The sequence below is a fragment of the Ciceribacter sp. T2.26MG-112.2 genome (genome assembly GCF_900492205.1).
Taxonomy (GTDB): domain Bacteria; phylum Pseudomonadota; class Alphaproteobacteria; order Rhizobiales; family Rhizobiaceae; genus Allorhizobium; species Allorhizobium naphthalenivorans_A.
On the sequence record NZ_UEYQ01000008.1, the window covers coordinates 48,424 to 73,546 of the forward strand.

17 protein-coding genes and 1 tRNA gene are annotated in these 25,123 nt (G+C 64.5%); 10 read left to right on the forward strand and 8 right to left on the reverse strand.

Translation table 11 applies throughout. From position 1 onward, the window contains the following. Window positions 1-365 precede the first annotated feature (365 nt). Genes DYZ14_RS13610 through aguB form a run of 3 tightly spaced genes read left to right on the forward strand, consistent with a single transcriptional unit; the run spans window position 366 to window position 3,919 of the window. On the forward strand, window positions 366-1,724 hold the full coding sequence (locus DYZ14_RS13610; RefSeq protein WP_154721183.1) for a glutamine synthetase family protein: 1,359 nt from the start codon (window positions 366-368) through the stop codon (window positions 1,722-1,724). 1 nt (window position 1,725) lies between these two features. Next, the gene (locus DYZ14_RS13615) at window positions 1,726-3,033 is read left to right on the forward strand and encodes an NAD(P)/FAD-dependent oxidoreductase (RefSeq protein ID WP_195949954.1); all 1,308 of its coding nucleotides are present in this window, start codon (window positions 1,726-1,728) and stop codon (window positions 3,031-3,033) included. Window positions 3,034-3,043: 10 nt separating this feature from the next. After that, window positions 3,044-3,919: an N-carbamoylputrescine amidase gene (aguB, locus tag DYZ14_RS13620; RefSeq protein WP_154721185.1), complete on the forward strand. Its 876-nt coding sequence runs from the start codon at window positions 3,044-3,046 to the stop codon at window positions 3,917-3,919. 281 nt (window positions 3,920-4,200) lie between these two features. Here aguB and DYZ14_RS13625 read toward each other — a convergent pair whose 3' ends face one another. From DYZ14_RS13625 to rirA, 3 genes are all read right to left on the reverse strand, one after another. Beyond that, complete coding sequence (locus DYZ14_RS13625) at window positions 4,201-4,680, reverse strand: gluconokinase (RefSeq protein ID WP_154721289.1); 480 nt, start codon at window positions 4,678-4,680, stop codon at window positions 4,201-4,203. A gap of 155 nt (window positions 4,681-4,835) precedes the next feature. Continuing rightward, on the reverse strand, window positions 4,836-6,434 hold the full coding sequence (locus DYZ14_RS13630; protein ID WP_154721186.1) for a GMC family oxidoreductase: 1,599 nt from the start codon (window positions 6,432-6,434) through the stop codon (window positions 4,836-4,838). 211 nt (window positions 6,435-6,645) lie between these two features. After that, window positions 6,646-7,152 carry an iron-responsive transcriptional regulator RirA gene (gene rirA / locus DYZ14_RS13635; protein WP_154721187.1) on the reverse strand — a complete coding sequence of 169 codons (507 nt, stop codon included), beginning with the start codon at window positions 7,150-7,152 and terminating at the stop codon, window positions 6,646-6,648. A gap of 218 nt (window positions 7,153-7,370) precedes the next feature. Here rirA and DYZ14_RS13640 point away from each other — a divergent pair, with 218 nt between their 5' ends. Continuing rightward, window positions 7,371-8,375 (forward strand): Fe(3+) ABC transporter substrate-binding protein, encoded by a 1,005-nt coding sequence (locus DYZ14_RS13640; RefSeq protein WP_232365549.1) that lies wholly within the window; start codon window positions 7,371-7,373, stop codon window positions 8,373-8,375. 84 nt (window positions 8,376-8,459) lie between these two features. On the opposite strand, the gene DYZ14_RS13645 is transcribed toward DYZ14_RS13640, so the two are convergent. Next, complete coding sequence (locus DYZ14_RS13645; protein WP_154721189.1) at window positions 8,460-9,956, reverse strand: CoA-acylating methylmalonate-semialdehyde dehydrogenase; 1,497 nt, start codon at window positions 9,954-9,956, stop codon at window positions 8,460-8,462. Window positions 9,957-10,368: 412 nt separating this feature from the next. Here DYZ14_RS13645 and DYZ14_RS13650 point away from each other — a divergent pair, with 412 nt between their 5' ends. Together DYZ14_RS13650 and DYZ14_RS13655 are read left to right on the forward strand one after the other, a co-directional pair. Then, window positions 10,369-11,250: a LysR family transcriptional regulator gene (locus DYZ14_RS13650; RefSeq protein ID WP_154721190.1), complete on the forward strand. Its 882-nt coding sequence runs from the start codon at window positions 10,369-10,371 to the stop codon at window positions 11,248-11,250. Window positions 11,251-11,355: 105 nt separating this feature from the next. Beyond that, the gene (locus DYZ14_RS13655) at window positions 11,356-11,985 is read left to right on the forward strand and encodes a HupE/UreJ family protein (RefSeq protein ID WP_154721191.1); all 630 of its coding nucleotides are present in this window, start codon (window positions 11,356-11,358) and stop codon (window positions 11,983-11,985) included. 30 nt (window positions 11,986-12,015) lie between these two features. Here DYZ14_RS13655 and DYZ14_RS13660 read toward each other — a convergent pair whose 3' ends face one another. Then, window positions 12,016-12,903 carry a DMT family transporter gene (locus tag DYZ14_RS13660; RefSeq protein ID WP_154721192.1) on the reverse strand — a complete coding sequence of 296 codons (888 nt, stop codon included), beginning with the start codon at window positions 12,901-12,903 and terminating at the stop codon, window positions 12,016-12,018. A gap of 278 nt (window positions 12,904-13,181) precedes the next feature. On the opposite strand from DYZ14_RS13660, the gene DYZ14_RS13665 reads away from it, so the two are divergent. After that, window positions 13,182-13,925, forward strand: coding sequence for a DUF3800 domain-containing protein (locus tag DYZ14_RS13665; protein ID WP_154721193.1), 744 nt, complete (start codon window positions 13,182-13,184; stop codon window positions 13,923-13,925). 92 nt (window positions 13,926-14,017) lie between these two features. On the opposite strand, the gene DYZ14_RS13670 is transcribed toward DYZ14_RS13665, so the two are convergent. Further along, window positions 14,018-14,094, reverse strand: a tRNA-His gene (locus DYZ14_RS13670). Between the two features lie 137 nt (window positions 14,095-14,231). Then, a complete protein-coding gene (locus tag DYZ14_RS13675; protein ID WP_115668386.1) occupies window positions 14,232-14,687 on the reverse strand; it encodes a phasin in 456 nt (151 codons plus the stop codon). Between the two features lie 250 nt (window positions 14,688-14,937). Between DYZ14_RS13675 and DYZ14_RS13680 the strand changes: the two genes are divergently transcribed. Both DYZ14_RS13680 and DYZ14_RS13685 read left to right on the forward strand, forming a co-directional pair. After that, window positions 14,938-18,972 (forward strand): ATP-binding protein, encoded by a 4,035-nt coding sequence (locus tag DYZ14_RS13680; RefSeq protein ID WP_154721194.1) that lies wholly within the window; start codon window positions 14,938-14,940, stop codon window positions 18,970-18,972. 314 nt (window positions 18,973-19,286) lie between these two features. After that, window positions 19,287-20,861, forward strand: a complete 1,575-nt coding sequence (locus DYZ14_RS13685; protein WP_232365550.1) for an ABC transporter permease — start codon at window positions 19,287-19,289, stop codon at window positions 20,859-20,861. 255 nt (window positions 20,862-21,116) lie between these two features. On the opposite strand, the gene DYZ14_RS13690 is transcribed toward DYZ14_RS13685, so the two are convergent. Beyond that, window positions 21,117-23,069 carry an acetoacetate--CoA ligase gene (locus DYZ14_RS13690; RefSeq protein ID WP_154721196.1) on the reverse strand — a complete coding sequence of 651 codons (1,953 nt, stop codon included), beginning with the start codon at window positions 23,067-23,069 and terminating at the stop codon, window positions 21,117-21,119. A 154-nt stretch (window positions 23,070-23,223) separates the two neighbouring features. Here DYZ14_RS13690 and DYZ14_RS13695 point away from each other — a divergent pair, with 154 nt between their 5' ends. Further along, complete coding sequence (locus DYZ14_RS13695) at window positions 23,224-25,113, forward strand: AsmA family protein (protein WP_154721197.1); 1,890 nt, start codon at window positions 23,224-23,226, stop codon at window positions 25,111-25,113. Window positions 25,114-25,123 lie beyond the last annotated feature (10 nt).

Below are 25,123 nucleotides of genomic sequence, written 5' to 3' on the forward strand. Positions count from 1 at the left end.
ATCCTTCATTCAAGGCTCCAGCCCCAGTTCTCGGCCGTGCCTGCGGGCAACCGGCAAACCGGTGCCACCCAGGCAAAAGTTGCTCCATTGCGACTTTGCCTTAAGCCGCAGGCTGGAAATGCCGGAACTTCGGTGCTATTGTCATTTTGGTCATTCGACCAATTTCGCCGCCCCTGCGGGCGGCAGACCGGACAAGAAGCGACGCACCCGATGTGTCACCGGTCGAGGGGTTCGCAGGCACTGGCAAGGTCATGATACGCTTTCTGATCTACAACGCGAAGTCGCCGCACCGTTAGCGGTGCACCTTTGCGCGCGTGTTTACACGCAGGCCAGGATCAGATCGACCTTTTCAACGACGGTGCCTCATGGACATTGATAGTTACGCACGAACCTTTTTTGCCGAAAATCCCGACATCGAAGTGCTGGAAGCCTTCGTCATCGACGTCAACGGCGTTCCCCGCGGCAAGTGGATCCCGCGCGAACGGGCGCTGGACGTTCTGACCAAGGGCATGGCGATCCCGCGCTCGGTCTATGCGCTCGACGTCTGGGGCCGCGACGTCAATGCCGCGGGCCTGGCCGAGGGCACCGGCGATCCGGACGGCATCTGCTTTCCCGTCCCCGGCACGCTGTCGCGCGTCACCTGGCTGTCGCGGCCGACCGCGCAGGTGCTGCTCGAAATGCGCAATCCGGACGGCACCGGCTTCTACGCCGATCCGCGCCAGGTGCTCGCCGCCGTGCTGGAGCGCTACAAGAAGCTGAAGCTCACCCCGGTGGTTGCGACCGAACTCGAATTCTACCTGATCGATCCGGTCCGCTCGGCGCTCGATCCGGTGCGTCCGCCAAACACCCGCGACGGACGCTGGCACACCGGCCAGACACAGGTATTGTCGATCTCCGAACTGCAGGATTTCGAGGAGGTGTTCTACGGCATCTCCGCCGCCGCCCGCGCCCAGAACGTACCCGCCGACACGACGCTGCGCGAGAACGGCCCCGGCCAGTACGAGATCAACCTCAACCATGTGCCGGATGCGCTCGCAGCCGCCGACTACGCCGTTCTTTTGAAGCGCATCGTCAAGGGTGTGGCCCGCTGCAACGACCTCGACGCCACTTTCATGGCCAAGCCCTACGGCATGCAGGCCGGCAGCGGCATGCATGTGCATTTCTCCGTGCTCGACGAGAATGGCAAGAATATCTATGTCGGCGAGGACGCGCCTTCGGATCGCCTCATGCATTCGGTCGGCGGGCTGCTCGAAGCCATGGGCGAGAGCATGGCGATCTTCGCCCCGCACCAGAATTCCTATCGCCGGCTCACCCCTTCCGAACACGCGCCGACCTACGCGTCCTGGGGCTTCGACAACCGCTCGGCCGCCGTGCGCGTGATTACCGCCTCCAAGCCCGCGACCCGCATCGAGCACCGCGTCGCCGGTGCCGACACCAATCCCTACCTGGTCATCGCGATGATCCTGTCGGCAGCGCTGGCCGGCATGAGGGAAAAGACCTCGCCCGGCGGGGCGATCTCGGGCGACGAGCACGCCATCAGCCATGAGCCGCTGCCGACCAACTGGGACTATGCGCTCCAGCGCTTCGCCAAATCGAGCTTCGCCTATGCGGCGCTCGGGCCGCAATATCGCGGCCTCTATGCCGCCTGCAAGCAGCAGGAACTGTCGGAATTCGCATTGCGCGTAACCGATGTCGAATATGACGCCTACATCAGGACGGTGTGACATGAGCGACAAGAACAGGACTTCCGAAACCAATCCCAGCCATGCCCCTTCCTGGTATGCCCATTCGGCCAATGACAAGACGGTACGCCCCAGCCTCGAAGGCGAGCACTCGGCCGACGTCTGCGTGATCGGCGCCGGTTTCACCGGCATTTCCGCCGCACTGCAGCTGGCGGAGAACGGCTACAAGGTCATCGTCGTCGAGGGCGAGCGCGTGGGCTTCGGCGCCTCGGGCCGCAATGGCGGGCAGATCGTCAACGGCTACAGCCGCGACCTCGAAACCATTGCCCGGCGCTACGGCCCGGAAAGGGCGGCCCGCCTCGGCGAAATGTCGCTGGAGGGCGGCCGGATCATCCGCGAGCGCGTCGCCAGGTACAAAATCTCCTGCGATCTGGTGGACGGCGGCTTCTTCGCCGCCTTCACCGACAAGCAGGTGCGCGAGATGGCGCATGTGAAGGCCCATTGGGAGACGCACGGCCATACGGGCCTCGAAATGGTCTCGAAGGCCGAGGTCGGCAAATATGTGAAGTCCGACCGTTATGTCGGTGGCATGATCGACAGGCTCGGCGGCCATATCCATCCGCTGAACCTGGTGCTCGGCGAGGCGGCGGCGGTCGAGAGCCTCGGCGGCAAGATCTTCGAACAGTCGCGCGTCACCGGCGTCGACATGGGTGCCAATCCCGTGGTGCGCACCGCCAAGGGTCGGGTCACGGCGAAATACGTGCTGGTCTGCGGCAATGCCTATCTCGGCGACCTGCTGCCGAAGATCACCGACAAGATGATGCCGGTCTCGTCCCAGGTCATGGCGACCGAACCGCTCGATGCCAAGCTGATCGAAGACCTGCTGCCGGCCAACTACTGCGTGGAGGATGCCAATTATGTGCTCGACTACTACCGCCGCACCGCCGACAACCGGCTGCTCTACGGCGGCGGCATCGGCTATGGCGGCCAGGACCCGGCCAACCTCACCGGCGTCATCCGCCCGAACATGCTGAAGACGTTCCCGCAGCTCGCCAATACCAAGATCGAGTTCGCCTGGAGCGGCAATTTTGCGCTGACGCTGACCCGCATCCCGCACATGGGCAAGCTCGCCGACAATGTCTATTTCTCGCATGGCGACAGCGGCCATGGCGTGACCACGACGCACCTGCTCGGCAAGATCCTCGGCGAGGCCGTTGCCGGCCATTCCGGCCGCTACGACGTCTGGTCGTCGCTGACCGCCCTGCCCTTCCCCGGCGGCAAGACCTTCCGCGTGCCGCTCACCGTGCTCGGCGCCTGGTGGTACGGCATGCGCGACAAGCTCGGGATCTGAAGAGCACGCCATGAGCCGTACCGTCACCGTTGCCGCCACCCAGATGGCCTGCACCTGGGACATTCCCGGCAATATCGCCCGCGCCGAAAAGCTGATCCGCAAGGCGGCCGCCGAAGGCGCCCAGATCGTGCTGGTCCAGGAGCTGTTCGAGGCCCCCTATTTCTGCCAGGACCAGATCGGCGAATTCTTCGACATGGCCAGGCCGGTGGAGAACAATCCGCTGATCGGGCATTTTTCCCGCCTCGCCGCCGAGCTGAACGTCGTTTTGCCGATAAGCTTCTTCGAGAAGGCCGGACAGACTTACTTCAACAGCGTGGCGATCGTCGATGCGGACGGAACGGTGCTCGGGCTCTACCGCAAGAGCCATATTCCCGACGGTCCGGGCTATACGGAAAAATACTATTTCTCGCCCGGTGATACCGGTTTCCGGGTGTGGCAGACGAAACACGCCCGCATCGGCGTCGGCATCTGCTGGGACCAGTGGTTTCCGGAGGCGGCGCGTGCCATGGCGCTCCAGGGCGCCGAGCTGTTGTTCTACCCCACCGCGATCGGCTCGGAACCGCAGGATCCGACCATCGACAGCGCCGCCCACTGGCAGCGCGTGATGCAGGGCCATGCGGCGGCGAACATCATGCCGGTGATCGCATCCAACCGCATCGGCACGGAGCCGGGCCGCAAGGGCACGGAACTCACCTTCTACGGCTCCTCCTTCATCGCCGACCAGACGGGGAACAAGGTCGCCGAGGCAGACCGGGCAAGCGAAGCGGTCCTCACCGCCACCTTCGACCTCGACGGCATCGCCCGCCAGCGCAGCAACTGGGGCCTCTTCCGCGACCGCCGGCCGGAGCTTTATGCGCGGCTGTTGACGATGGATGGGCGGGTTTGAGTGAACGGTCCGGCAGATCGGACGCACAAAGCCCCCTCACCTGCAATTTCTAGCACTTGGCTTGCGCCAAGACGCTGAAATTGCTTCCTCTCCCACAAGGGGAGAGGAGACTTTCTGCCCTGCACGACGCTCCGCCTCTCCCCTTGTGGGAGAGGTTACAAAATCACGATCTTAGCGCAGCTAAGTCGTAGATTTTGTTGGTGAGGGGGAAGCGGCGGAAGCCCAGGCTTCCGTGTCCTGCAGCCCGCCAGCACATTGTCGACGAGGCCCCGTGGGCCCACCTACCCCAGCCCCCGCATCGCATCTGCGACAATCCCCTCGACGCTCTGGTCGATGTCGACCGTCACCACGCCCGGCTCGCCGGTCGGAACCTCGAGCGTCGCAAGCTGGCTGTCGAGCAGCGAGAGCGGCATGAAATGGCCGGTGCGGGCGCCCATGCGCTCGGTGAGCAGGTCACGGGAACCGTGGAGATAGACGAAGCTTAGAGCACCGCCGGTGGCCGCGCGCAACCGGTCCCGATAGGCCTTTTTCAGCGCCGAGCAGGAGACGACGATCCCCTCGCCGCGCTTAAGCGAGGCGGCCATTTTCGCACCGATGATATCGAGCCACGGCCAGCGATCGTCGTCGGTCAAGGGCGTGCCCCTGGCCATCTTGTCGACATTGACCGCCGGATGCAGCACATCGCCCTCGACGAAGGCGAGGCCCAGCCGCTCGGCGAGCAGCGCGCCGACCGATGACTTGCCGCAGCCGCTCACCCCCATGACGATGATCGCCGCCAGGCGGCCGGTCGGAATTTCCTGCAAGTTCGCGTGCTCCCTGATGCGGCGCCATGCCGTTTCGCCGCGACCTTACTGAGCGACGCCGTTGATTCCAAGACAACGGATCCGACCGTCCACCACCTTGGCGGCTTGGGCTGTCAGCCAGCCCGGATTTCCGCTGCAATCTTTTCCGCCATGGCGATCACCGGCGCATTGGTATTGCCGCCGATCAGGGTGGGCATGACCGAGGCGTCGACGACGCGCAGGCCGTCCACGCCGCGCACCTTAAGATCCGGATCGACGACCGAGCCCTCATCTCCTCCCATCCGGCAGGTCCCGGCGGGATGATAGATGGTTTCGGCCCGAGCCCGGATCGCGGCCTCCAGGTCCGCGTTAGAGCTTCCGGCCGGATAAAGTTCGCTTTTGCGATAGCGGGCCAGCGGGGCGGCTTCCATGATGTCGCGCATCAGTCTTGTGCCGGCGATCAGGCCGTCGAGGTCGCGCCGGTCGGACAGATAGGCGGGATCGATCAGCGGCGCGGCCATCGGGTCGGCGCTCCTCAATCCGACGCGGCCGCGCGAATGGGGTCTGAGCAGGCAGACATGGCAGGAATAGCCGTAGCCCATGTGCATGCGCCGCGCATGGTCGTCGACCATGGCGACGACGAAATGCAGCTGGATGTCGGGGCGGTCGAGCGCCGGATCGGTCTTGAGGAAGGCGCCGGATTCGGCAAAGGTCGAGCGCAGCAGGCCGGTCCCCTCGCGCTTCCATTCCCCCGCCGCCTTGCCCATGGCCCTAAGGCCGGTGAAGCCGATGCCGAGCAGGTCGGTGTCGGCGGAGCGGTAGACGCTGGTGTAGTCGAGATGGTCCTGCAGATTGGCGCCGACCTCCGGGCGGTCTGCGACGACGGCAATGCCGTGGCGGCGAAGCTCCTCGGCCGGTCCGATGCCCGACAGCATGAGAAGCTGCGGCGATTGCAGCGCGCCGCTCGAGACCAGCACTTCGCGGGCGGCGAGTGCGGTAAGTTCCTGCCGCCCGATGCGATAGGCGACGCCGGTGGCGCGGCCCTTGGTCGTGAGGATGCGGCTCGCCCTGGCACCGGTGACGACGGTGAGGTTCGGCCGGTCGAGATGATCGTGCAGATAGGCGGCCGAGGCCGAGCAGCGTTCGCCCTTCTTCGGCCCCTTCCAGAACTGCGTCGCCTGATAGAGGCCAAGACCCTCCTGGTCCTCGCCGTTGAAGTCGTCATTGGCCCTGAAGCCCCGCGACACACCCGCCTCAATGAAAGCCTGGTTGATCGGCCGGACCCAGTCGGCGTTGGAGACCTGCAAGGGGCCGCCGGCACCATGCAGCGCAGATGCGCCGCGCTCGTTGTCCTCGGATTTGAGGAAATGGGGCAGCATGTCGCAATAAGACCAGCCCTTGCAGCCGGCCGCCGCCCAGTCGTCATAGTCTGCGGCATTGCCGCGCACGTAGAGCATGGCGTTGATCAGGCTCGAGCCACCGAGCCCGCGGCCGCGCGGCTGGTAGGCACGCCGGCCGTTGAGTTCCGGCTGCGGCTCGCTCTCGAAGCACCAATTGGCCGAGCGCAGCCGTCCCGGCACGATTGCCGCAGCACCTGAGGGAACACGCAGCAGCAGGCTACGACCATTGCCGCCCGCCTCCAGCAGGCAGACCCTGACGTCGGGATCCTCGCTCAGCCGCGCCGCCAGCACCGAACCCGCCGAACCACCGCCGACGATTACGTAATCGAACATATGAGCGCCCCTCCCAAAGCCACCCAGCGCGCCTTAGCCCGCACATCTTCCGTTTACGTAAGCGTACGTCGGCCGGTGCCACCACTCAAGGGGGCTGTGCGGCAAGGCCAGACTTTTCCGGTCAAACCCTCGATTTGAGCCGCCTGACGAAAAACCCCGCCGCTCGGCAAGAGCGACGGGGCCGAAGGAATGCATGTATCCGTCAGACGGTTCAGGCGACCGGGGCTGGTACAGTGGCAACAGGTGCTGCAGGAGCGGAAATGGTCTGGCGACCGCTGAATTCGTCGATGCCGAGCAGGAAATTGATCTGCGGCCGGGTCTTGACCAGATCGTCGATCGTGTAGCCGGAGAGTACGTCGAAGAAGGCGTTGAGCGCCTTGCGCAGCGCCGAGTTGAGGCCACAGCTGTCGATCAGCGGGCAATCGCTGTCGCCATCGTCCTCGAAACATTCGGCCATGGCGAAACTGTCCTCGGTGACCCGCACCACATCGAACAGGGTGATCTTGTCGGCCGGACGACCAAGGCGAATGCCGCCATTGCGGCCCCGCACGGTCTCGACCAGGCCGGCCTTGGTCAGCGGCTGAAGAATCTTGAACAGGAAGAGCTCGGATACGCCATAGGCCTTGGCGATTTCCGGGATGCGGCTCAGGTGATCCTTGTTGGCTGCCGCATACATCAGCATGCGAACCGCGTAATTCGTCTGTTTTGTCAATCGCATGCGGATCTCCCTGAAGGCTTTGCGGGACTCATATAGCGGATTTCGTAGTTTTGAACAATTCCAAAATACTCATGTTCACGCTTCACGTGTTTGTGACGCCATTTCAGCGCCGTTGACAGCGTCACGCAATTCATGAATATGCCGCTCAACAAATATAAGCACCCAAGGAAGGAGTTACCATGTCTGCGACGAAAAAACTGTACGCCACCCTACTGGGAATGACGGCAATCGCGGCTACGTCCGGCGCTGCCCTGGCGGACCGCGAGGTCAATGTCTACTCCTATCGCCAGCCTGAACTTATCCAGCCGCTGGTCGATGCCTTCACCAAGGAGACCGGGATTACCGCAAATGTCCTGTTCCTCGACAAGGGCCTGGTCGAACGCATCGCCGCCGAGGGCGCCAATTCGCCGGCCGACGTGATCCTCACCGTCGACATTGGCCGCCTGGTCGAAGCCAAGGATGGCGGGGTCACCCAGCCGCTCGAAAACGAGGTCATCAACAAGGACATCCCGGCGCAATATCGCGATCCGGCCGGCGAATGGTTCGGGCTGACCACCCGCGGTCGTGTCGTCTATGCTTCCAAGGAACGCGTGCCGGAAACCGCAATAACCTATGAGGAACTGGCCGAGCCGAAGTGGAAGGGCCGGATCTGCATTCGCGACGGCCAGCATTCCTACAATATCGGCCTGTTCGCCTCCATGGTTGCCCATCACGGCGCCGAGTATACGGAAAAGTGGCTGACCGGCCTGAAGAACAACCTCGCCCGCAAGCCCGACGGCAACGACCGCAGCCAAGCCAAGGCGATCATGGCCGGCGAATGCGACATTTCGCTCGGCAATACCTATTACGTCGGCCTGATGATGACCAACGAGAAGGACCCGGAAGAGAAGGAATGGGCGGCCGCCACCAAGATCCTCTTCCCCAATGCCGCTGACCGCGGCACCCATGTCAACATTTCCGGCATGGCGCTCGCCAAGCATGCGCCGAACAAGGACAATGCGGTGAAGTTCATGGAATTCCTGTCGTCCGGCAAGGCACAGGAGATTTATGCCGAGCAGGTGTTCGAATATCCGGTCCTGCCGGGCGCCAAGGTCTCCGACGTCGTCGCCTCCTTCGGCGAGATCAAGCCGGACACCCTGCCTCTCGTCGACATCGCCGCCAACCGCAAGACGGCCTCCGAACTGGTCGACAAGGTCGGCCTCAATGACGGCCCGACGAACTGATCGACGCCGGAACGTGCACAAAAGGAAACGGGCCCCAGTCGGGCCCGTTTTTGTTTGAGTGGTTTGTCAGCCGTGCAAACCGGCTTACTTCATCGTCGGGATGGAGAACTCGGCGCCGTCCTTGATGCCCGAGGGCCAGCGCGAGGTGACCGTCTTGGTGCGGGTCCAGAACTTGATCGAGTCGGTGCCGTGCTGGTTGAGGTCGCCGAAGGACGAGGCCTTCCAGCCACCGAAGGTGTGATAGGCGAGCGGAACCGGGATCGGAACGTTGACGCCGACCATGCCGATATTGATGCGGCTGGTGAAGTCGCGGGCGGCATCGCCATCGCGGGTGTAGATCGAGACGCCGTTGCCGTATTCGTGCTTCATCGGCAGCGAGAGGGCTTCCTCGTAGTTCTTGGCGCGAACGACCGAGAGAACCGGTCCGAAGATTTCGGTCTTGTAGATGTCCATGTCCGGGGTGACGTCGTCGAACAGGCAGCCGCCGACGAAATAGCCGTTCTCATAGCCCTGGAGCTTGAAGCCGCGGCCGTCGACGACGAGCTTGGCGCCTTCCTCGATGCCGCGGTCGATCAGGCCGAGGATGCGGGTCTGGGCTTCCTTGGTGACGACCGGGCCGAAATCGGCCTTTTCGTCGTTATACGGACCAATGCGCAGCTTCTCGACCATCGGGGCGAGCTTAGCGATCAGGCGATCGGCGGTTTCCTCGCCGACCGGAACGGCGACCGAGATCGCCATGCAGCGTTCGCCGGCCGAGCCGTAGCCCGCGCCGATGAGGGCGTTGGCGGCCTGGTCGAGGTCGGCGTCCGGCATGATGATCATGTGGTTCTTGGCGCCGCCGAAGCACTGAGCGCGCTTGCCGCTCGCGGTCGCCGTCGCATAGACGTAGCGGGCGATCGGGGTCGAGCCGACGAAGGAGACGGCACCGATGTCCGGATGATTGAGGATCGCGTCGACCGCGCCCTTGTCACCGTTGACGACGTTCAGAACACCGGCCGGAAGACCGGCTTCGATCATCAGTTCGGCAAGGCGGATCGGCAGCGACGGATCGCGCTCGGAGGGCTTCAGGATGAAGGCGTTGCCACAGGCGATCGCCGGCGCGAACATCCACATCGGGATCATGCCCGGGAAGTTGAACGGGGTAATGCCGGCGCCGATGCCGACCGGCTGGCGGATCGAGTACATGTCGATTCCGGGGCCGGCGCCTTCGGTGAACTCGCTCTTGGACAGATGCGGAATGCCGATGACGAATTCGCAGACTTCCAGCCCGCGGATGATATCGCCCTTGGCGTCCTCGATCGTCTTGCCGTGCTCCTTGGAGAGCATTTCGGCCAGTTCGGCCATGTTGTCGTTCAGCAACTGGACGAACTTCATGAACACGCGGGCGCGGCGCTGCGGATTGGTATTGGCCCAGCCCGGCTGCGCTTCCTTGGCGTTCTGCACCGCGGCATCGAGTTCAGCCTCGCTTGCCAGCGCCACGGTCGCCTGGACCTCGCCGGTTGCCGGGTTGAAGACGTTGCTCGAGCGTCCGCTCGTGCCGGCGACGTGCTTGCCGCCGATGTAATGGCCGATTTCACGCATGGATGTGCCTCCTCAGGGGTCTTTTGACTGGTTTCGAGTATGCGCTTCGATTTGCACAACGCAACAGGATGTTCTACGCATCCGTTGTGCAGGAATTGAAGTTCGACTGTTTGGCATCCCCCTCCCCAACCCCTCCCCACAAGGGGGAGGGGCTAGGCTTGCATCCGTTGGATCGCTCGAGCCGTCCTTCAGGCTTGAGCGGCGATCCTTCGGTCCGGCCTGGCGCTCGGATTTGAGCCAGTGGGTCCACTGGTAACGGACCAAAGGTGCTTGGGTTCGACGCCCGCTCCGTCACCACGTTTCATGGGGCGTCGGAGTATAGCGACGCCAGCGCTGCGGGCGGGGTCAAGCCCCTCCCCCTAGTGGGGAGGGGTTGGGGAGGGGAAAATGACACGAAGACGGGAGATACCCCATGAACTGGGATGACGTGCGCATGTTTCTCGCGGTCGCCCGCTCCGGCCAGATCCTTTCGGCCTCGCGGCGGCTCGGCATCAACCATGCCACGCTGTCGCGCCGCATCACCGCGCTGGAAGAGTCGCTCAAGACCCGGCTTCTCATCCGCCGCACGAATGGCTGCGAACTGACCCCCGAGGGCGAGGTGTTCAGCCGGGCGGCGGAGCGCATGGAGACGGAAATGCTGGCGGCGCAATCCGATATCGGCCGGGTCGACAGCGCGGTCGCCGGCACGGTCCGGATCGGCGCGCCCGACGGGTTCGGCGTGGCCTTCCTCGCCTCGCATCTCGGCACGCTGACGCGGCGCTATCCGGCCCTGAAGATCCAGCTGGTGCCGGTGCCTCGCGCCTTTTCGCTGTCGCAGCGCGAGGCCGACATCGCGATCACCATCGAGCGGCCGGAACAGGGTCGCCTCATTTCGTCCAAGCTCACCGACTATACGCTCGGGCTCTACGGCTCGCGGGCCTATCTTACGGAAGCCGGCACGCCTCTCGACATCGACGCCCTGCGCGAGCACACGCTGATCGGCCATGTCGAGGATCTCGTCTATTCCGCCTCGCTATCCTATACCGGCGAAATCATGCGCGGCTGGGAGAGCTCGTTCGAGATCTCGTCGGCGATCGGCCAGACGGAGGCCGTGCGCGCCGGCTCCGGCATCGGCATCCTGCACGACTACATCGCCCGCCAGCATGCCGAGCTGGTCCGCATCCTGCCCGAGGTCACCATCCGCCGCGCCTACTGGACGACCTATCACGAGAGCGCGCGCGAGCTCGTGCGCGTGCGCACCGTGGTGCAGTTCCTGCAGGAACTGGTGGACGAGAACCGGCGGATCTTCGTCTGACCGCTGTTTTTCCGGCGTTGCTGCATCCGGGCGCGCGGACTATACAGCGAAGCACCGGCGCAAACGCCCTCGCCTTCTTCACCGCAGACAAAAAAGGGACGACGCATGACTCGTGCGCGGCGCTCAAGCGGAAAGCTCCAATCGACCGGGACGGCCTTCGCCGGCCCTTTCCTCGTCGTCATCGCGACGTGCCTCTCGGCCAGCCCGGCCTCCGCGCACGCGCTGGGCGGCGTGATGGGCGGGTTCGGCAGCGGTTTCGGCCATCCGCTGGCGGGCTTCGACCATTTTCTCGCCATGCTGGCGGTCGGCCTCTGGGGTGCGCAGATGGGCGGGCGTTCCGTCTGGACGCTGCCAGCTACGTTCCCGCTGATCATGTGCATCGGCGGCATCTTCGGCATGCTCGGCATCGGTCCCGGCGCCTATATCGAAACCGGCATCGCGCTCTCGCTGATCGTGCTCGGCGGTTCGATCGCGGCGCGCTGGGTCGCCCCGGAATGGGCGGCGCTCGCAATCGTCGCGGTCTTCGCCTTCTTCCACGGCTATCCGCACGGACAGGAGGCGCCGCGGGCCGTCGATCCGGCCGCCTATACCGTCGGCTTCGTCGTCTCGACCGGCCTCATTCACATCCTCGGCATCGGCGTCGGCTTCGGTCTCGGACGGTTTTTCGAGGGCAAGATCGTGCGGGCGCTCGGCCTCGTCATTGCCGCCTGCGGCGTCTATTTCCTCGTCACCTGAGCAGGCGGCGACGTACCGCCTTTTCGCGGTTCAGCCTTCCAGAGGAGCGACCTTGCGGCCCGAAACAAGGCCGAGCACGACGGCACAGCCGGCGATGATGACCACCGCGCCGACCATTTGGACGATCGACAGCGGCTCGCCGAGGAAGACGGCCCCGACCAGGACGGCGATCGCGGTGACGGCAAATTCCACGCTGATCGCCCGCGTCGCGCCGATCGAGGCCACCAGGCCGAAATAGAGCACATAGGTCATGGCGCTCATCACCACCGCGGCGATCAGCAGATAGCCGTAGTCGATCACCCGCGGCACATCCGGCACCGGGACGACGAAGAGCAAAGGCAGGGTCATCAGCCCGCCCATCAGGAAGGCGCCGATCGTCACCTCCCAGGCGCCGGTGCCCTTCAGCCTGTGGCTGGCATAATTGCTGCCGAAGGCGGCGCAGACGCAGGCAAACAGCGCGCCGGCACAGCCGAGCACGAAGGCCGTATCGACCGGCACGGCCGGAAAGCCGACCAGAAGCACCACGCCGACGAAACCGATGACGAGCCCGACCAGACGCTCCGGCGTGATCCGCTCCAGGCCCAGGAGCTGGCCGATCACCATGGCAAACATCGGAATGGTCGCCACCAGGATCGCCGCCATGGCCGTGCCGATCAGCGGCGTGGCATAGGACAATCCCATCAACTGCCCGGCCACGGTCGTTGCCCCGACCACCGCAAACGGCCACCAGCCGGCCCGGAATGTCAGACTTCGCCCGCTGACGCGCGCCAGGAGGAAGAGCGTGATCCCGGCGATGAAGGAGCGAAAGGTGACGGCGCCGACCCAGCCGAAGGCAGCAACGATCTTCAGCACCAGCAGAAACGACAAGCCCCAGGCGACAGCCAGGAACACATAGACGGCAAGATCCTTGGGCTTCATGGGGGGCCTGGAAAATCCGCGCGGCGGCGGTGGAGGGGAATGGGGTAGGACGTAAGCTGACTATCGCCGGGCGCGGGCGTGGTCAAGGCGGGGGGTGAGGTAAGGTGCCGCTCCAGAATGCGGATCGCGCCGTCTCCCCGTAGCTCAATTTAGCGCACTGCCATCGAGGGAGAAAGTCGCGTACAATTACGCGACTCTTGGTCAGTGACAAGCATCTAATAGCGCGCCTGACCGTTGTGTATGTTTCCCGGATCTGTCGCTTTTGGATGGAGAACCTCTTGGTCTGGAAAGCCTACATTGACGACTCGTTAGAGACCGACAAAGTACTGATATTGGCGGGATACATCGCGTGTGCCAAGGAGTGGGACGCATTTTCAGTTAAATGGAAAACGCGGCTGGGTGAACTGCGCTTGGCAGAATTTAAGATGGTTCAGCGTGTGCACAGCTATCCGGAAATGAACGGATATCTGTATAAGGCCATAGAGGAGCACGTTCATTGCCTGCTATGCATTGCCGCACCAATCGAACCACTTAAGAGTGCCTGCAAAACGGTCGGCCTTCCTTATTCTAACGACCTGCCATACCACATGGCATCGAAAGCCTTAACTGACACCCTGGCACAAATGTACCGAGACCCTGTCGATTTTACTTTTGATGAACAGGACCAGATCTCTAAAACAGTCTGTGAGACTTGGCCTACATACCTGAAGAATGCCGACCCTTTCATTCGGGAGAATATGGGCCAGTTACCAATGTTCGGGAAAAGCGTGATGCTTATGCCCTTACAGGCGGCGGATATGGCCGCTTACTGGTACAGGCGACGATGGATCGAAGAAGGCAGCTTCGAGAACCCGTCGCTGCCGTTTCCATGGAGCTGCAAAGTCGACTATCCGCGACATCTTTTAGTACTTTCAGAGAAGGACTACGTTGGCCAACTTCTTGACGCATGGCTAGCGTTTCGGAGGATGACCTTCAACGTCACCGTCTCCTTCACCTACAAAGGGCGTGACATATTCGGCTAGGCTATGTCCGCACGGTGGCTCGTCTGCCCCATAGTTGGATCGGGTCATCTTAGAAGCGATCGAGTGATCGCCGTCATCCACTAAGAAAAAAATGGTACGGTTGGGGGGTCTCGAACCTCCGACCTCAGGTGCCACAAACCTGCGCTCTAACCAACTGAGCTACAACCGCACATCAGGCGCGAACGACGCCTTGGGGGGTCACATACGGGCAGTTCGCGTCTTTTTCAAGCCTTTTTTGCGCGAAACGAAAAAAGGCCGGGACAAGGTGTCCCGGCCTCAAGTCCTTGGGAGGACATGTGTCTTTGATCAGGCGGCCTTGAAGGTCGACATGACCTTTTCAGCGGCTTCCTTGCCCGGCTTCACGACCGTTTCGGCAACCTTCTTGACGGCTTCCTGCATGGTCTTGGCCTGTTCGACGGTGACTTCGGCCTGCTTGCGGATGAAGGAGGTCTGCAGTTCGACCAGTTCGGCGATCGACTTCACGCCGAGCAGGGCTTCCATGTGCGACAGCGACATTTCGGCATTGGTGCGCAGCGCGTCGATGGCCTTGAGGCCGAGTTCGACGGTGCCGGCCTGGGCGGTCTGGAGCGTGGTCTCGACGGTCTTGGTGGCTTCCTCGGTCGCGGTCTTCATCTTGGCATAGGCGTCCTTCGACTGGGCTGCGCCCTTTTCGGCGAAGTCGCGGAAGGTTTCATTGACCTTTGCCGGGTCGAATGCGGTGGCGGAGAAGGAGAAGACGTCCTTTTGGGAATTGGCAGCCATGTCAGTGATCCTCATCTTTGAGCGGGTCAGCGATGGGCGGGCCCGGTTGTGTTCGATGATCTCCATATAGCACCACCCATTGTGCATTGCAATATTATTGTGCGCTGCAACATGAATTTTCTCGCCTGCCTTGCGGATTAACCCTGTTGGTCGAAACAGTCGCACCTTGCTGGACCCGAAAGCCGTGCCTAGCTATTAAAAATCTGTTAATTTGCCGCAGGTGACGGCAATTGCTAAGACAGGTCCCAGGATGCCCGCTCCATACCCGTTCATCGACGTCGCCGTTCACGACAGCATCCGCCCGCGCTTTGCCCGGGGCGAGGCGCTCGTCGTGTTTTCGCCCGCGCTCGACCGGGTTCTGTGGGCCAATGGCGCCGGCGCACGCTTCTTCGGCAATGCCTCGATCTACGATCTCCTTGAGGAAGGACCGAACCGCGGCGACGTCGCCTTCCGCCAGATCGAGGGCGTGGCCCGCCAACTGAGTGCGGTTGGCGACCGCCGTTCGCTGCTGTTGCGCATCGCTTCCGGCTTCCAACGCGTTCCCGTGACGGCGACGGCGGAGATGGTCGAGATCCGCCGCGGCGAGCCCGTCATCCTCCTGTCCGTTCCGCCGCTCGGCAAGGCCGGCAGCCTTACCGAACGCGCCGGCGACATGCTGAGCGGCTTCGACGATCCCGATACCCACATGGCCGTGCTCGACGGCGAGGGCCGGGTGGTCGTCGCCTCGGCGAAATTTGCCGGTCTCGGCATCACCCCGCAGACCGCCCGCACGCTGGTGACGCTGGCCGGCACCGATGCCGACCATCTGGTCAAGCGGCCGATCCCGACCGGGCGCGGCTATCTGCCGGCGGCCATCGGCAAGCTCAGCGACGATCCGGCGCTGCATCTGCTGTTCGCGGTGGAAACCATCCTGGGCACCATGGACCCGACCGACCAGTTCCAGACAGAGGAACCCACCGGCCCGATCGCCCCCGCCGTCGAGAAGATGCCCGCGGGCGAGCCGGCCGTCTCCGTCGAGACCGCGGCCGTGGTTACGGCCGGCGTGGTCGAGGCCGAGGCCGGATTTGCCGACGTCGTCGAAGCGATCGGCGAGATCGAGGAATTCGACGGCGACGAGATCGAGGCGCTGGACGAGACTTCCGAAGACGAAGCGGCCGAAGACCGCGGTTCCGAAGAGGGTCCGGCCGAGGTCGCCACGCCGGACGACGCGGTGCTTGCCGAAGCGGCGGCCGAAGTGGTCGAGACCTTCGAGGAGGAAGCCGGCCCGCTCGCCGACACCGGAGCCGAGGCCGACACCCTTTCGGCGGATGCCGGCGAGATGGTCGAGGCGCCTGCCCCCGACGCCGTCCCGCCACTTGCCGCCGCCGCCACGCCGGAGATCGCGCCGGACGCGCCTCCTGCAGCCGACATGGGCCCCGACGCAAAAGCCGAGGAGTCGGACACCGTTGCCGGAACTTCGGCCGAGCCGGTCGGCGCCCCGCTCGTTCCCGCTCCGGTCGAGGCCGCACCGTCCGCACGCGCGCATGCTGCGCCAGGCGCCGCCTTCGTCTTTTCGCCGGAACGGCGCGCCACTCGGTTCGTCTGGAAGATCGACGCCGACGGGCGGTTCTGCGATGTCTCGGCCGAGTTCGCCGAGGCCGTCGGCCCGCGTGCCGCCGACATCAACGGCATCGCCTTTACCGACCTCGCCGCCCTGTTCAACCTCGATCCCGAGGGAAAGATCGGCGAACTGCTGAAGAAGCGCGACACCTGGTCGGGCAAGACGATCCACTGGCCGGTGGAAGGCACGACCCTGATGGTGCCCGTCGATCTCGCCGCATTGCCGACCTATACCCGCAGCCGCGACTTCGACGGCTTTCGCGGCTTCGGCATCGTCCGGCTGGCCGATGCGGTCGAAGACCCGAACCGCACCGGCCTGACCTTCGCCGCGCCCGCTTCACCGAGCGAATCGGTGGCGGCTGGCATGATCGAGCCGACGGCAGAACCCGTGCCCGTCGTCTCGCTGCTCGATGGCCTGCCGCAGGACGCGCCCATCGAGGATCTGGCGGACGATGCGTCCGAGGGCGAACAGCCCGTGTCCTTGCGCGAGCCGTCGATCAGCGCGTCCGAGGCGCCGGCCGTTGCCGATGGGTCGCAGAGCGCCGCGCCCGCGCCCCTCGCCGAAGTGCCGGCAACCAAGGGCGAGCCGGACCTCTTCGAAATGCTCCCAGAGACCGCCACAGAGGCAGCTAGACCGACTGAGCGCGGCGCGGTGGAGCCTCCGGCGCTGCAGATCGTCGAGACGCCCGGCCGCCGCCATTCCGACAAGGTGGTGCAACTCGAGGAACGCCGCGCCCGCGGCAAGGAGGGCCTGACGCCCGGCGAACAGGCAGCCTTCCTGGAGATCGCCCGCAAGCTCGACCCGCAAGGTTTGCGCGAAAAGGCCGCCGAGGCCTTAAGCGAGATCCGCCGCAACGAGGCCGCCTCGGCGACGGAGACTTCGGAGGGGAACAAGTCCAAACCGGACGCTGCCGAGGAGCGCGCAGCCGAGCTGGAGACCGCCGAAATCGAGACGGGCGAAATCGAGACCGGTGAGGTCAAGACAGGCGAGATCGAGACGGGTGAATTGTCCAAAGCGCCGGATGCTCTGCAATCGGCTCCGCTTGCGCCCATCGCCGACATTCCCGCCCCCCAGGCGCCGGACGCGACAGGGCCTTGGCCGGTCGACCCGGCCGTCGAGGAATTCGCCACGCTGCGTCTCAAGCGCGACAATGCGCTCTCGGCCGAAATCGTCGACCTCATGCCGGTCGCGCTTCTGATCCATGTCGGCGACCGGCTGATCCACGCCAATCCGGAATTCCTGGCGCTGACCGGCTATGCCTCGATCGAGGATCTCGATACCGCCGGCGGCCTCGACGTGCTGATCCAGCGGCAGGACCTGGAAGGGGCGAGCGAAGAGGCCGGACGGGTCGTCATCGTGCGCGCCGACGACCAGTTGGTGCCGGTCACGGCGCGCCTGCAATCGGTGCGCTTCGAGCGCGCGACCGCGCTGATGCTGGCGCTGATCCCGGCAGGCAGCGCAACGCAGAGCACACCCGAAAAAACTGCGGAGGCGGCAACTTCGACCGTCGTCCCGCTCCCCGTCGCCGAGTTGCAGGGCGAGGCCCGCGCCGAACAGCTGGCCCGCCTGCAGGTGGAGGTCGACGAATTGCGATCGATCCTCGAGACGGCGACCGACGGCGTCGTCATACTCGATGCCAATGGCGACATCCGCTCGCTCAACCGGGCGGCCAGCGCGCTGTTCAACTTCGACGAGACGGAAACGCGCGGCAAGCCGTTCGTCATGCTGTTTGCCCATGAGAGCCAGAAGTCGATCCTCGACTATCTCGGCGGGCTCTCCGGCCATGGGGTTGCAAGCGTCCTCAATGACGGCCGCGAGGTGATCGGCCGCGAAGCCTCGGGCGGCTTCCTGCCGCTGTTCATGACGATCGGCAAGCTCACCTCGTCGAACGGCTATTGCGCGGTGATCCGCGACATCACCCAATGGAAGCGGACCGAGGAAGAACTGCGCAACGCCAAGCGCGCCGCCGAGACCGCCAACGCCCACAAGAGCGACTTCCTCGCCCGCGTCAGCCACGAGATCCGTACGCCGCTCAATGCGATCATCGGCTTTGCCGACATGATGGCCAACGAGCATTTCGGCCCGCTCGGCCATCCGCGCTATGGCGAATATGCCAATGACATCGTGCGCTCCGGCCGGCACGTGCTCGACATCGTCAACGACCTGCTCGACATTTCCAAGATCGAGGCAGGCGAGATGGATCTCGACTTCACCGCCGTCGGGCTGAACGAAACGGTCCAGGCGGCGGTCTCGATCATCCAGCCGCAGGCCAACGGCCAGCGCGTCATCATCCGGACCGCGCTGTCGCAGGCCGTGCCCAACGTCGTCGCCGACATGCGCTCGATCAAGCAGATCGTCCTCAACATCCTGGCCAACGCCATCCGCTTCACCCCGTCGGGTGGCCAGATCATCGTCTCGACCGCCTATGAGGCGAACGGCAGCGTGGCGCTGAGGATCCGCGACACCGGCATCGGCATGAGCCGCACCGAGCTGGAACAAGCGATGAAGCCTTTCCGCCAGGTGCAGACCGGGGCGCGCAATCGCGGCGACGGCACCGGGCTCGGCCTGCCGCTGACCAAGGCCATGGTCGACGCCAACCGCGCCCATTTCTCAATCTCGTCCTCCCCGAACGAGGGCACGCTGGTGGAGATCACCTTCCCGTCGCAGCGCGTGCTGGCCGACTGAGCCGGCGAAGGCCGGCGACAGATCCGATACGTGGTACGGCAAGACCCGTTCACGGGCGTTTCCTACCCCTTGGGGAAAAGCGGCCCATGCGGACCGTCTGCCGGGCTTTTGCCAAGCCCGTTTCCTTCCCAGCCGGTTTCGGCTAGACCGGCTCAGGCACGGTGGCGTCCAGCGCCGCGGCGACAATGGGAAACGCAGGAGACGAAGCCTTGGCAGCGGAAGCGCGCATAGCGCAGAAAACGGATTGCGGTCCGGTGCGGCGCCGGCTTTCCCTGGCGACGATCGCGGCGATCGCCGCCTCGGCTCTCGTCGCCATGCCGATCATTGCCATCTTCCTGATCGGCTTGAGCGGCGGCAGCGAGAACTGGCAGCACATGCTGACCAATGTCGTGCCGCGCGCCACCGGTCGCACCCTGCTCCTGCTGGCGCTGACCGGCGCGCTGACCGCTTCGATCGGCATTGTCAGCGCCTGGCTGGTCGCCTCCTGCGATTTCCCGTTCCGCCGCCTTCTCTCGGTGGCGCTGGTGCTGCCGCTCGCCATACCGTCCTACCTCGCAGCCTATGCTTTCGGTGAATTCCTCGATTTCACCGGCCCCGTGCAGAGCCTCTATCGCGGCCTGTTCGGCTTTGCCTCGGCGCGCGACTACAGCTTTCCCAATGTACGCTCGCTCGGTGGCGCCGTGCTGGTGATGACGGCAGTGCTCTACCCTTATGTCTATCTCGCCTGCCGATCGATGTTCCTGATGCAGGGGCGGGCCGCGGCCGATGTGGCGCGCACCCTCGGCGCCGGTCCGTGGCGCGTCTTTTCGCAGGTCCAGGTTCCGATGGCGCGGCCCGCCATCATGGTCGGGCTGACGCTGGTGATGATGGAGACGCTGAACGACATCGGCGCGGTCGAATATCTCGGCGTCCAGACGCTGACCTTTTCGATCTACGACACCTGGCTCAACCGCGGCAGTCTCGCAGGCGCCGCCCAGATCGCCTCCGTCCTGCTCGTCTTCGTCGTGCTTCTCCTGTGGATCGAGCGCCGGGCGCGGCGCCGCCAGCGCTTCGCCAGCCACAAGACGACAGCCGTCACCATCGACGCCGTGCGGCTGAAGCTTACCGGCTGGCGCGGCTGGGGCGCGGCCCTCCTCTGCGCCCTGCCCGTCCTTGTCGGCTTCGTCATCCCCGTCGCGGTGCTGGCCGGATTTGCCCTGCGCCGCCTCGACGATTTCGCCGAGCCGCGCCTCCTCGAGGCACTCGGCAATTCGGTCCTCGTTTCCTCGGCGGCGGCGCTGCTCACCGTCATCCTCGCCTTCGTGCTGGCCTATGCCGTCCGGACAGAACGATCGCGGCTCACTGCCGGCGCAAGCCGCCTCGCCTCTCTCGGCTACGGCATTCCCGGAACCGTGCTCGGCATCGGCGTGCTGATCCCGCTCGCCATGCTCGACAACCTGATGGATGGCGCCCTGCGCTCCGCGTTCGGTGTCTCCTCCGGCCTGCTTCTTTCCGGCACCGGCTTTGCCATCGTCTATGCGGCGACCGTGCGCTTCCTCACCATGGCCGAAGGCACGATCGACGCCGGCTTCCAGAAGCTCTCGCCGCATCTCGACATGGCAGCGCGCACGCTGGGCCGCAATGCGTGGCAGACCTTCCGGCAGGTTCTCCTGCCGAACATGCGCCCCGCCGTCTTGACCGCGGCTCTGCTGGTGTTCATCGAAACGCTGAAGGAACTCTCGGCCACCATCCTGCTCAGGCCGTTCAACTTCAACACGCTGGCGACGCTGGTTTACGAGGATGCCTCGCGCTCGAAGGTGCAGGATGCCTCGGTGGCGGCGATCATCATCATCCTGGCCGGCCTGATCCCGGTCATCCTGGTGTCCCGCTCGCTCGACCGCCCCCGCTGATCCGGGGCGAGCCCATGAAAAAAGGGCGGCTTGCGCCGCCCTGAAAATTCATGCTGTTCAACTGGAGCTTGGGTCGATCAACATCATGTATCGTGAACCAGAGGTTCCAAGCCGCACGTTCATGGTGGGCCTCCAACTTGGTCAAGGTATGCCAAATGCGCCTTAACAAGTCGTTACCCTAGGTGACGGATGTCACCCCGATTGACGCAATTCCGAGCCGACGCCTTGTTCCTCGGCAGCCAAATCCCTCTTGTTTCAGGACTTCAGCTCTTCGAGCCCGGAAAACAGGTCGAGTGCCTCCGGATTGGCCAGCGCCTCCTTGTTCTTCACTACGCGACCATGCACGACATCGCGTACCGCCAGTTCGACGATCTTGCCCGACTTGGTGCGCGGAATGTCGGCGACCTGGATCACCTTGGCCGGAACGTGGCGTGGCGAGGCGCCGGTGCGGATGCGGGTCTTGATCGCCTTGACCAGATCCTCGTCGAGGGCGCGCTCGGCAGCGAGCCGGACGAACAGCACCACGCGCACGTCGTCGTCCCAGTCCTGGCCGATGCACAGCGCCTCCAGCACCTCTTCCATCTGTTCGACCTGATTGTAGATCTCGGCCGTGCCGATGCGCACGCCGCCCGGGTTGAGCGTGGCGTCGGATCGGCCGTGGATGACGATGCCGTCATGCGCGGTCCATTCCGCAAAATCGCCATGGCACCAGACATTGTCGAAACGCTCGAAATAGGCGGCGCGATACTTGGCGCCGTCCGGGTCGTTCCAGAACATGATCGGCATGGACGGGAAGGCCTTGGTGCAGACCAGTTCGCCCTTTTCGCCGCGCACCGGCCGGCCCTCGTCGTCCCACACGTCGATCGCGAGACCGAGGCCCGGCCCCTGGATCTCGCCGCGCCAGACCGGCTTCAGCGGATTGCCGAGGACGAAGCAGGAAACGATGTCGGTTCCGCCCGAGATCGAGGCGAGGTGGATGTCTGACTTGATGCCCTCGTAGACGAAGGAGAAGCCCTCCGGTGACAGCGGCGATCCGGTCGAGGTCATCATCCTGAGCGACGACAGGTCATGGGTGGTCTTCGGCGTGAAGCCGCCCTTGCGCACGGCGTCGATATACTTGGCCGAGGTACCGAAGAAGGCAAACTGCTCCTCCGCCGCATAGTCGAACAGCACATTGCCGTCGGGATAAAAGGGCGAGCCGTCATAGAGGCAGAGCGTCGCGCCGGAGGCGAGCCCCGAGACCAGCCAGTTCCACATCATCCAGCCGCAGGTGGTGAAATAGAAGAACCGCTCGCCCTGCTCCAGCCCGCAGTGGAAACGCTGCTCCTTGAGGTGCTGCAGAAGCGTGCCGCCGGCCGAATGGACGATGCACTTCGGCACACCCGTCGTGCCGGAGGAAAACAGGATGTAGAGCGGATGCGAAAACGGCAGAGGTTCGAAGGCGATCTCGCCGGCCTCGTAGGGTGCGACGAAATCGGCAAGCGTCTTTGCTCCCGGCACTGCTTCGGCAATCGCCGGAGCGTCGCCCGCATAGGCGATGACGACGAGCGGCACGCCGAGCTTGGCCGAGACCGCCTTAACCTTCTCCGCCGTATCCTGCCGCTTGCCGTTATACCAATAGCCGTCGACAGCAAGGAACAGCTTGGGCTCGATCTGGCCGAACCGATCAAGCACGCCCTGCTCGCCGAAATCGGGAGAGCAGGAAGACCAGATGGCGCCGATCGAGGCGGCGGCCAGCATCAGCGCCACGGTTTCGGGCATGTTCGGCACCATGGCGGCGACGCGGTCGCCCTTCCCGATGCCCATGGCGCGGAAAGCCTGCTGCAGACGGGAAACGGCATGGCGCAGGCGATCCCACGACCAGCGGTCCTCGGCCTGGTCCTCGCCACGGAAGATCATCGCGTCGTCGTCGCCGCTCAGGCTCAGCAGGTTTTCGGCAAAGTTCAGCCGGGCGTCGGGGAAAAACCGCGCCTCCAGCATGACGTCGCCGTTTTCCAGCAGCCGCTCGCCCTTCTCCCCCTTGACGCCGCAATAGTCCCAGACCGCCGACCAGAAGGCGGCGCGGTCGGCGACCGACCATTGATGGAAGGCATCATAGTCGGAGAAATCGCGACCGACGCGCGTACTGCACCAGGTCATGAAGCGGTACATCGGCGACGACTTGATCTGGCTGTCGGACGGGGTCCAGAGCGGCATTTCCTGTTGCATGCGTTCCTCCTCAAAAACATAGCCTGTATAGCAGTTTGCAACGCAATATAAAGTCCCGGAGGAGACAGCCGGTTTGCATGCCGGCGGCAATTCCTATATCCGGCAGAACGATGAGACCGGGCCGTTGCCCGGCCGATGGAGCCCGGGGTCCTTCATGCCCGACGAGCGCAGACCAGGCGAAGAGTGCCGGCGCCGACAACCGGTCGTGCGACGCATCCTGCGCGTGGTCCTCGTCGCGCTCGTCGTCGTCTCGGCGCTGTTCGTCGTATCGCGCATCGCCGCTCCCTATCTCGTCTCCTCTAGCCTCGTGCGCTCCGCCATGGAGCGGGCCGTTTCGCAATGGACCGGCCATCAGGTGACGATGTCCGGCACGCCGGAGATCGAATTCTGGCCCAAGCCGCGCGTGTCGCTCAATGGCGTCACGATCAGCAAGCCCGGCGCCGACGGGATGGAGGTGCTCGGACGGATCGAAAAGCTGTCAGCGACCTTCGGCCTTTATTCGGCGATGCGCGGCCGGCCACAGTTTGACGCATTCCACCTGCTGCGCCCGCGTTTCCATGTGGACCGGGATAGCAACGGCCGGCTCGATTGGGCGAGCGAAGGCCTGTTGAGCGCCGCGGTACGCGAGGTAGAGCCACGCGACGGGGATGCGCAGATGCTCGGGGCCGAATTCGACGCATCCGTCGGCGCGGTCACGATCGAGGACGGCTCGATCGAACTCACCGACGAGACCTCCGGTCATCTGCTCGTGGTCAATGGTATATCGGCCGAGATCGCCTGGCCGAGACTGTCACAGGCGCTCAAGGCCACCGCCCAGCTCGATGCCGGCGGGCTCGCCATCAAGCTGGATTTCTCCTCGCCGCAGCCACTACTGCTGTTCTCCGGCAGAGACGCGAGCTTGAGCGCCACGCTCGATGCCGCCGCCTTTGCCGCGCGCTTCGACGGCATCGTCAATCTCACCGACGGCCTCTTCCGCTCGGGCGCGCTCGCGCTCAGCGCCAAGGACATCGCAGCACTCAAGGCGTGGAGCGGCATCCGCCTTGCCGGCCTCGATAATGTCAAGCAGGCGCAGTTGACGGCCGAACTGGCGCGGGTCGGCGAGGAACTGCGCCTCGACGGCCTGGAATTCGACGTCAACGACATCCATGGCACCGGCATCCTGTCGCTTTCGCGCCCGGCTGGGGCAAAACCGCGGGTCAGCGGTACGCTGGCCTTCGACCGGCTGAACATCACACGGCTGCTTTCCGCCTTCTCGCTCGACCTTCCCTCGGCTGACGAGGAGAGCCAGGCGACGGAGCGTCCGCCGCGCCTGCTGCAGTGGCTGGATTTCGACTTGACGCTATCGGCCACGCGCGCCGACCTGCCCCCATTCGAACTGGGCGACGTCGCCGCCAGCATCCTCGCCACCGGCAAGGCGGCGCAGTTCGACATTGCTGACGCGGCCTTCGAAGGCGGCGACCTGACCGCGAGCTTCATCGGAGCCGGCAGCGGCTTTGCCCGCGGCGGCGACCTGACGCTTTCGATCCGCAATGCCGATTTCTCCGCCGTTGCCGATCACCTGAAGGTCGCCGGACCGGTGGCGCGCGGCAAGGGCTCGGTCGACCTCACCGTCAATATCCGGCAGCCCCCTTGGGAGACCGGCCTGTCAGACATGTCCGGCATCTTCACCTTCGCCTCACAAGGGGGCGTGCTGACCGGCATCGACGCGCCGGCGATCCGCAGGCTGGCGTCGACCAGCGCCTATTTCCAGCTGAGCGCCGGTGGCGACGGGTCGATGCCCTATGACCAGCTCGACTACAGCGCCCGCTTCGCCAGCGGCACGGCCGAAGTGCTGAAAGCCCGCCTCGTCGGCCCGGACGAGACGCTGACCGTCAGTGGGATCGTGCCCTATGCCGACAATGCACTGGCGCTTCTGGGCGAGCTGTCGGCGACCGATCCGGACGACGAGGCAGCCTATCCGCGCCTGCGTTTCTTCATCGGTGGGGCCTGGCCGGACCCGGTCATCACCCCCATCTATCTCCCGCCTGCAAATCCCCTAAAATAAGCGCGAATCA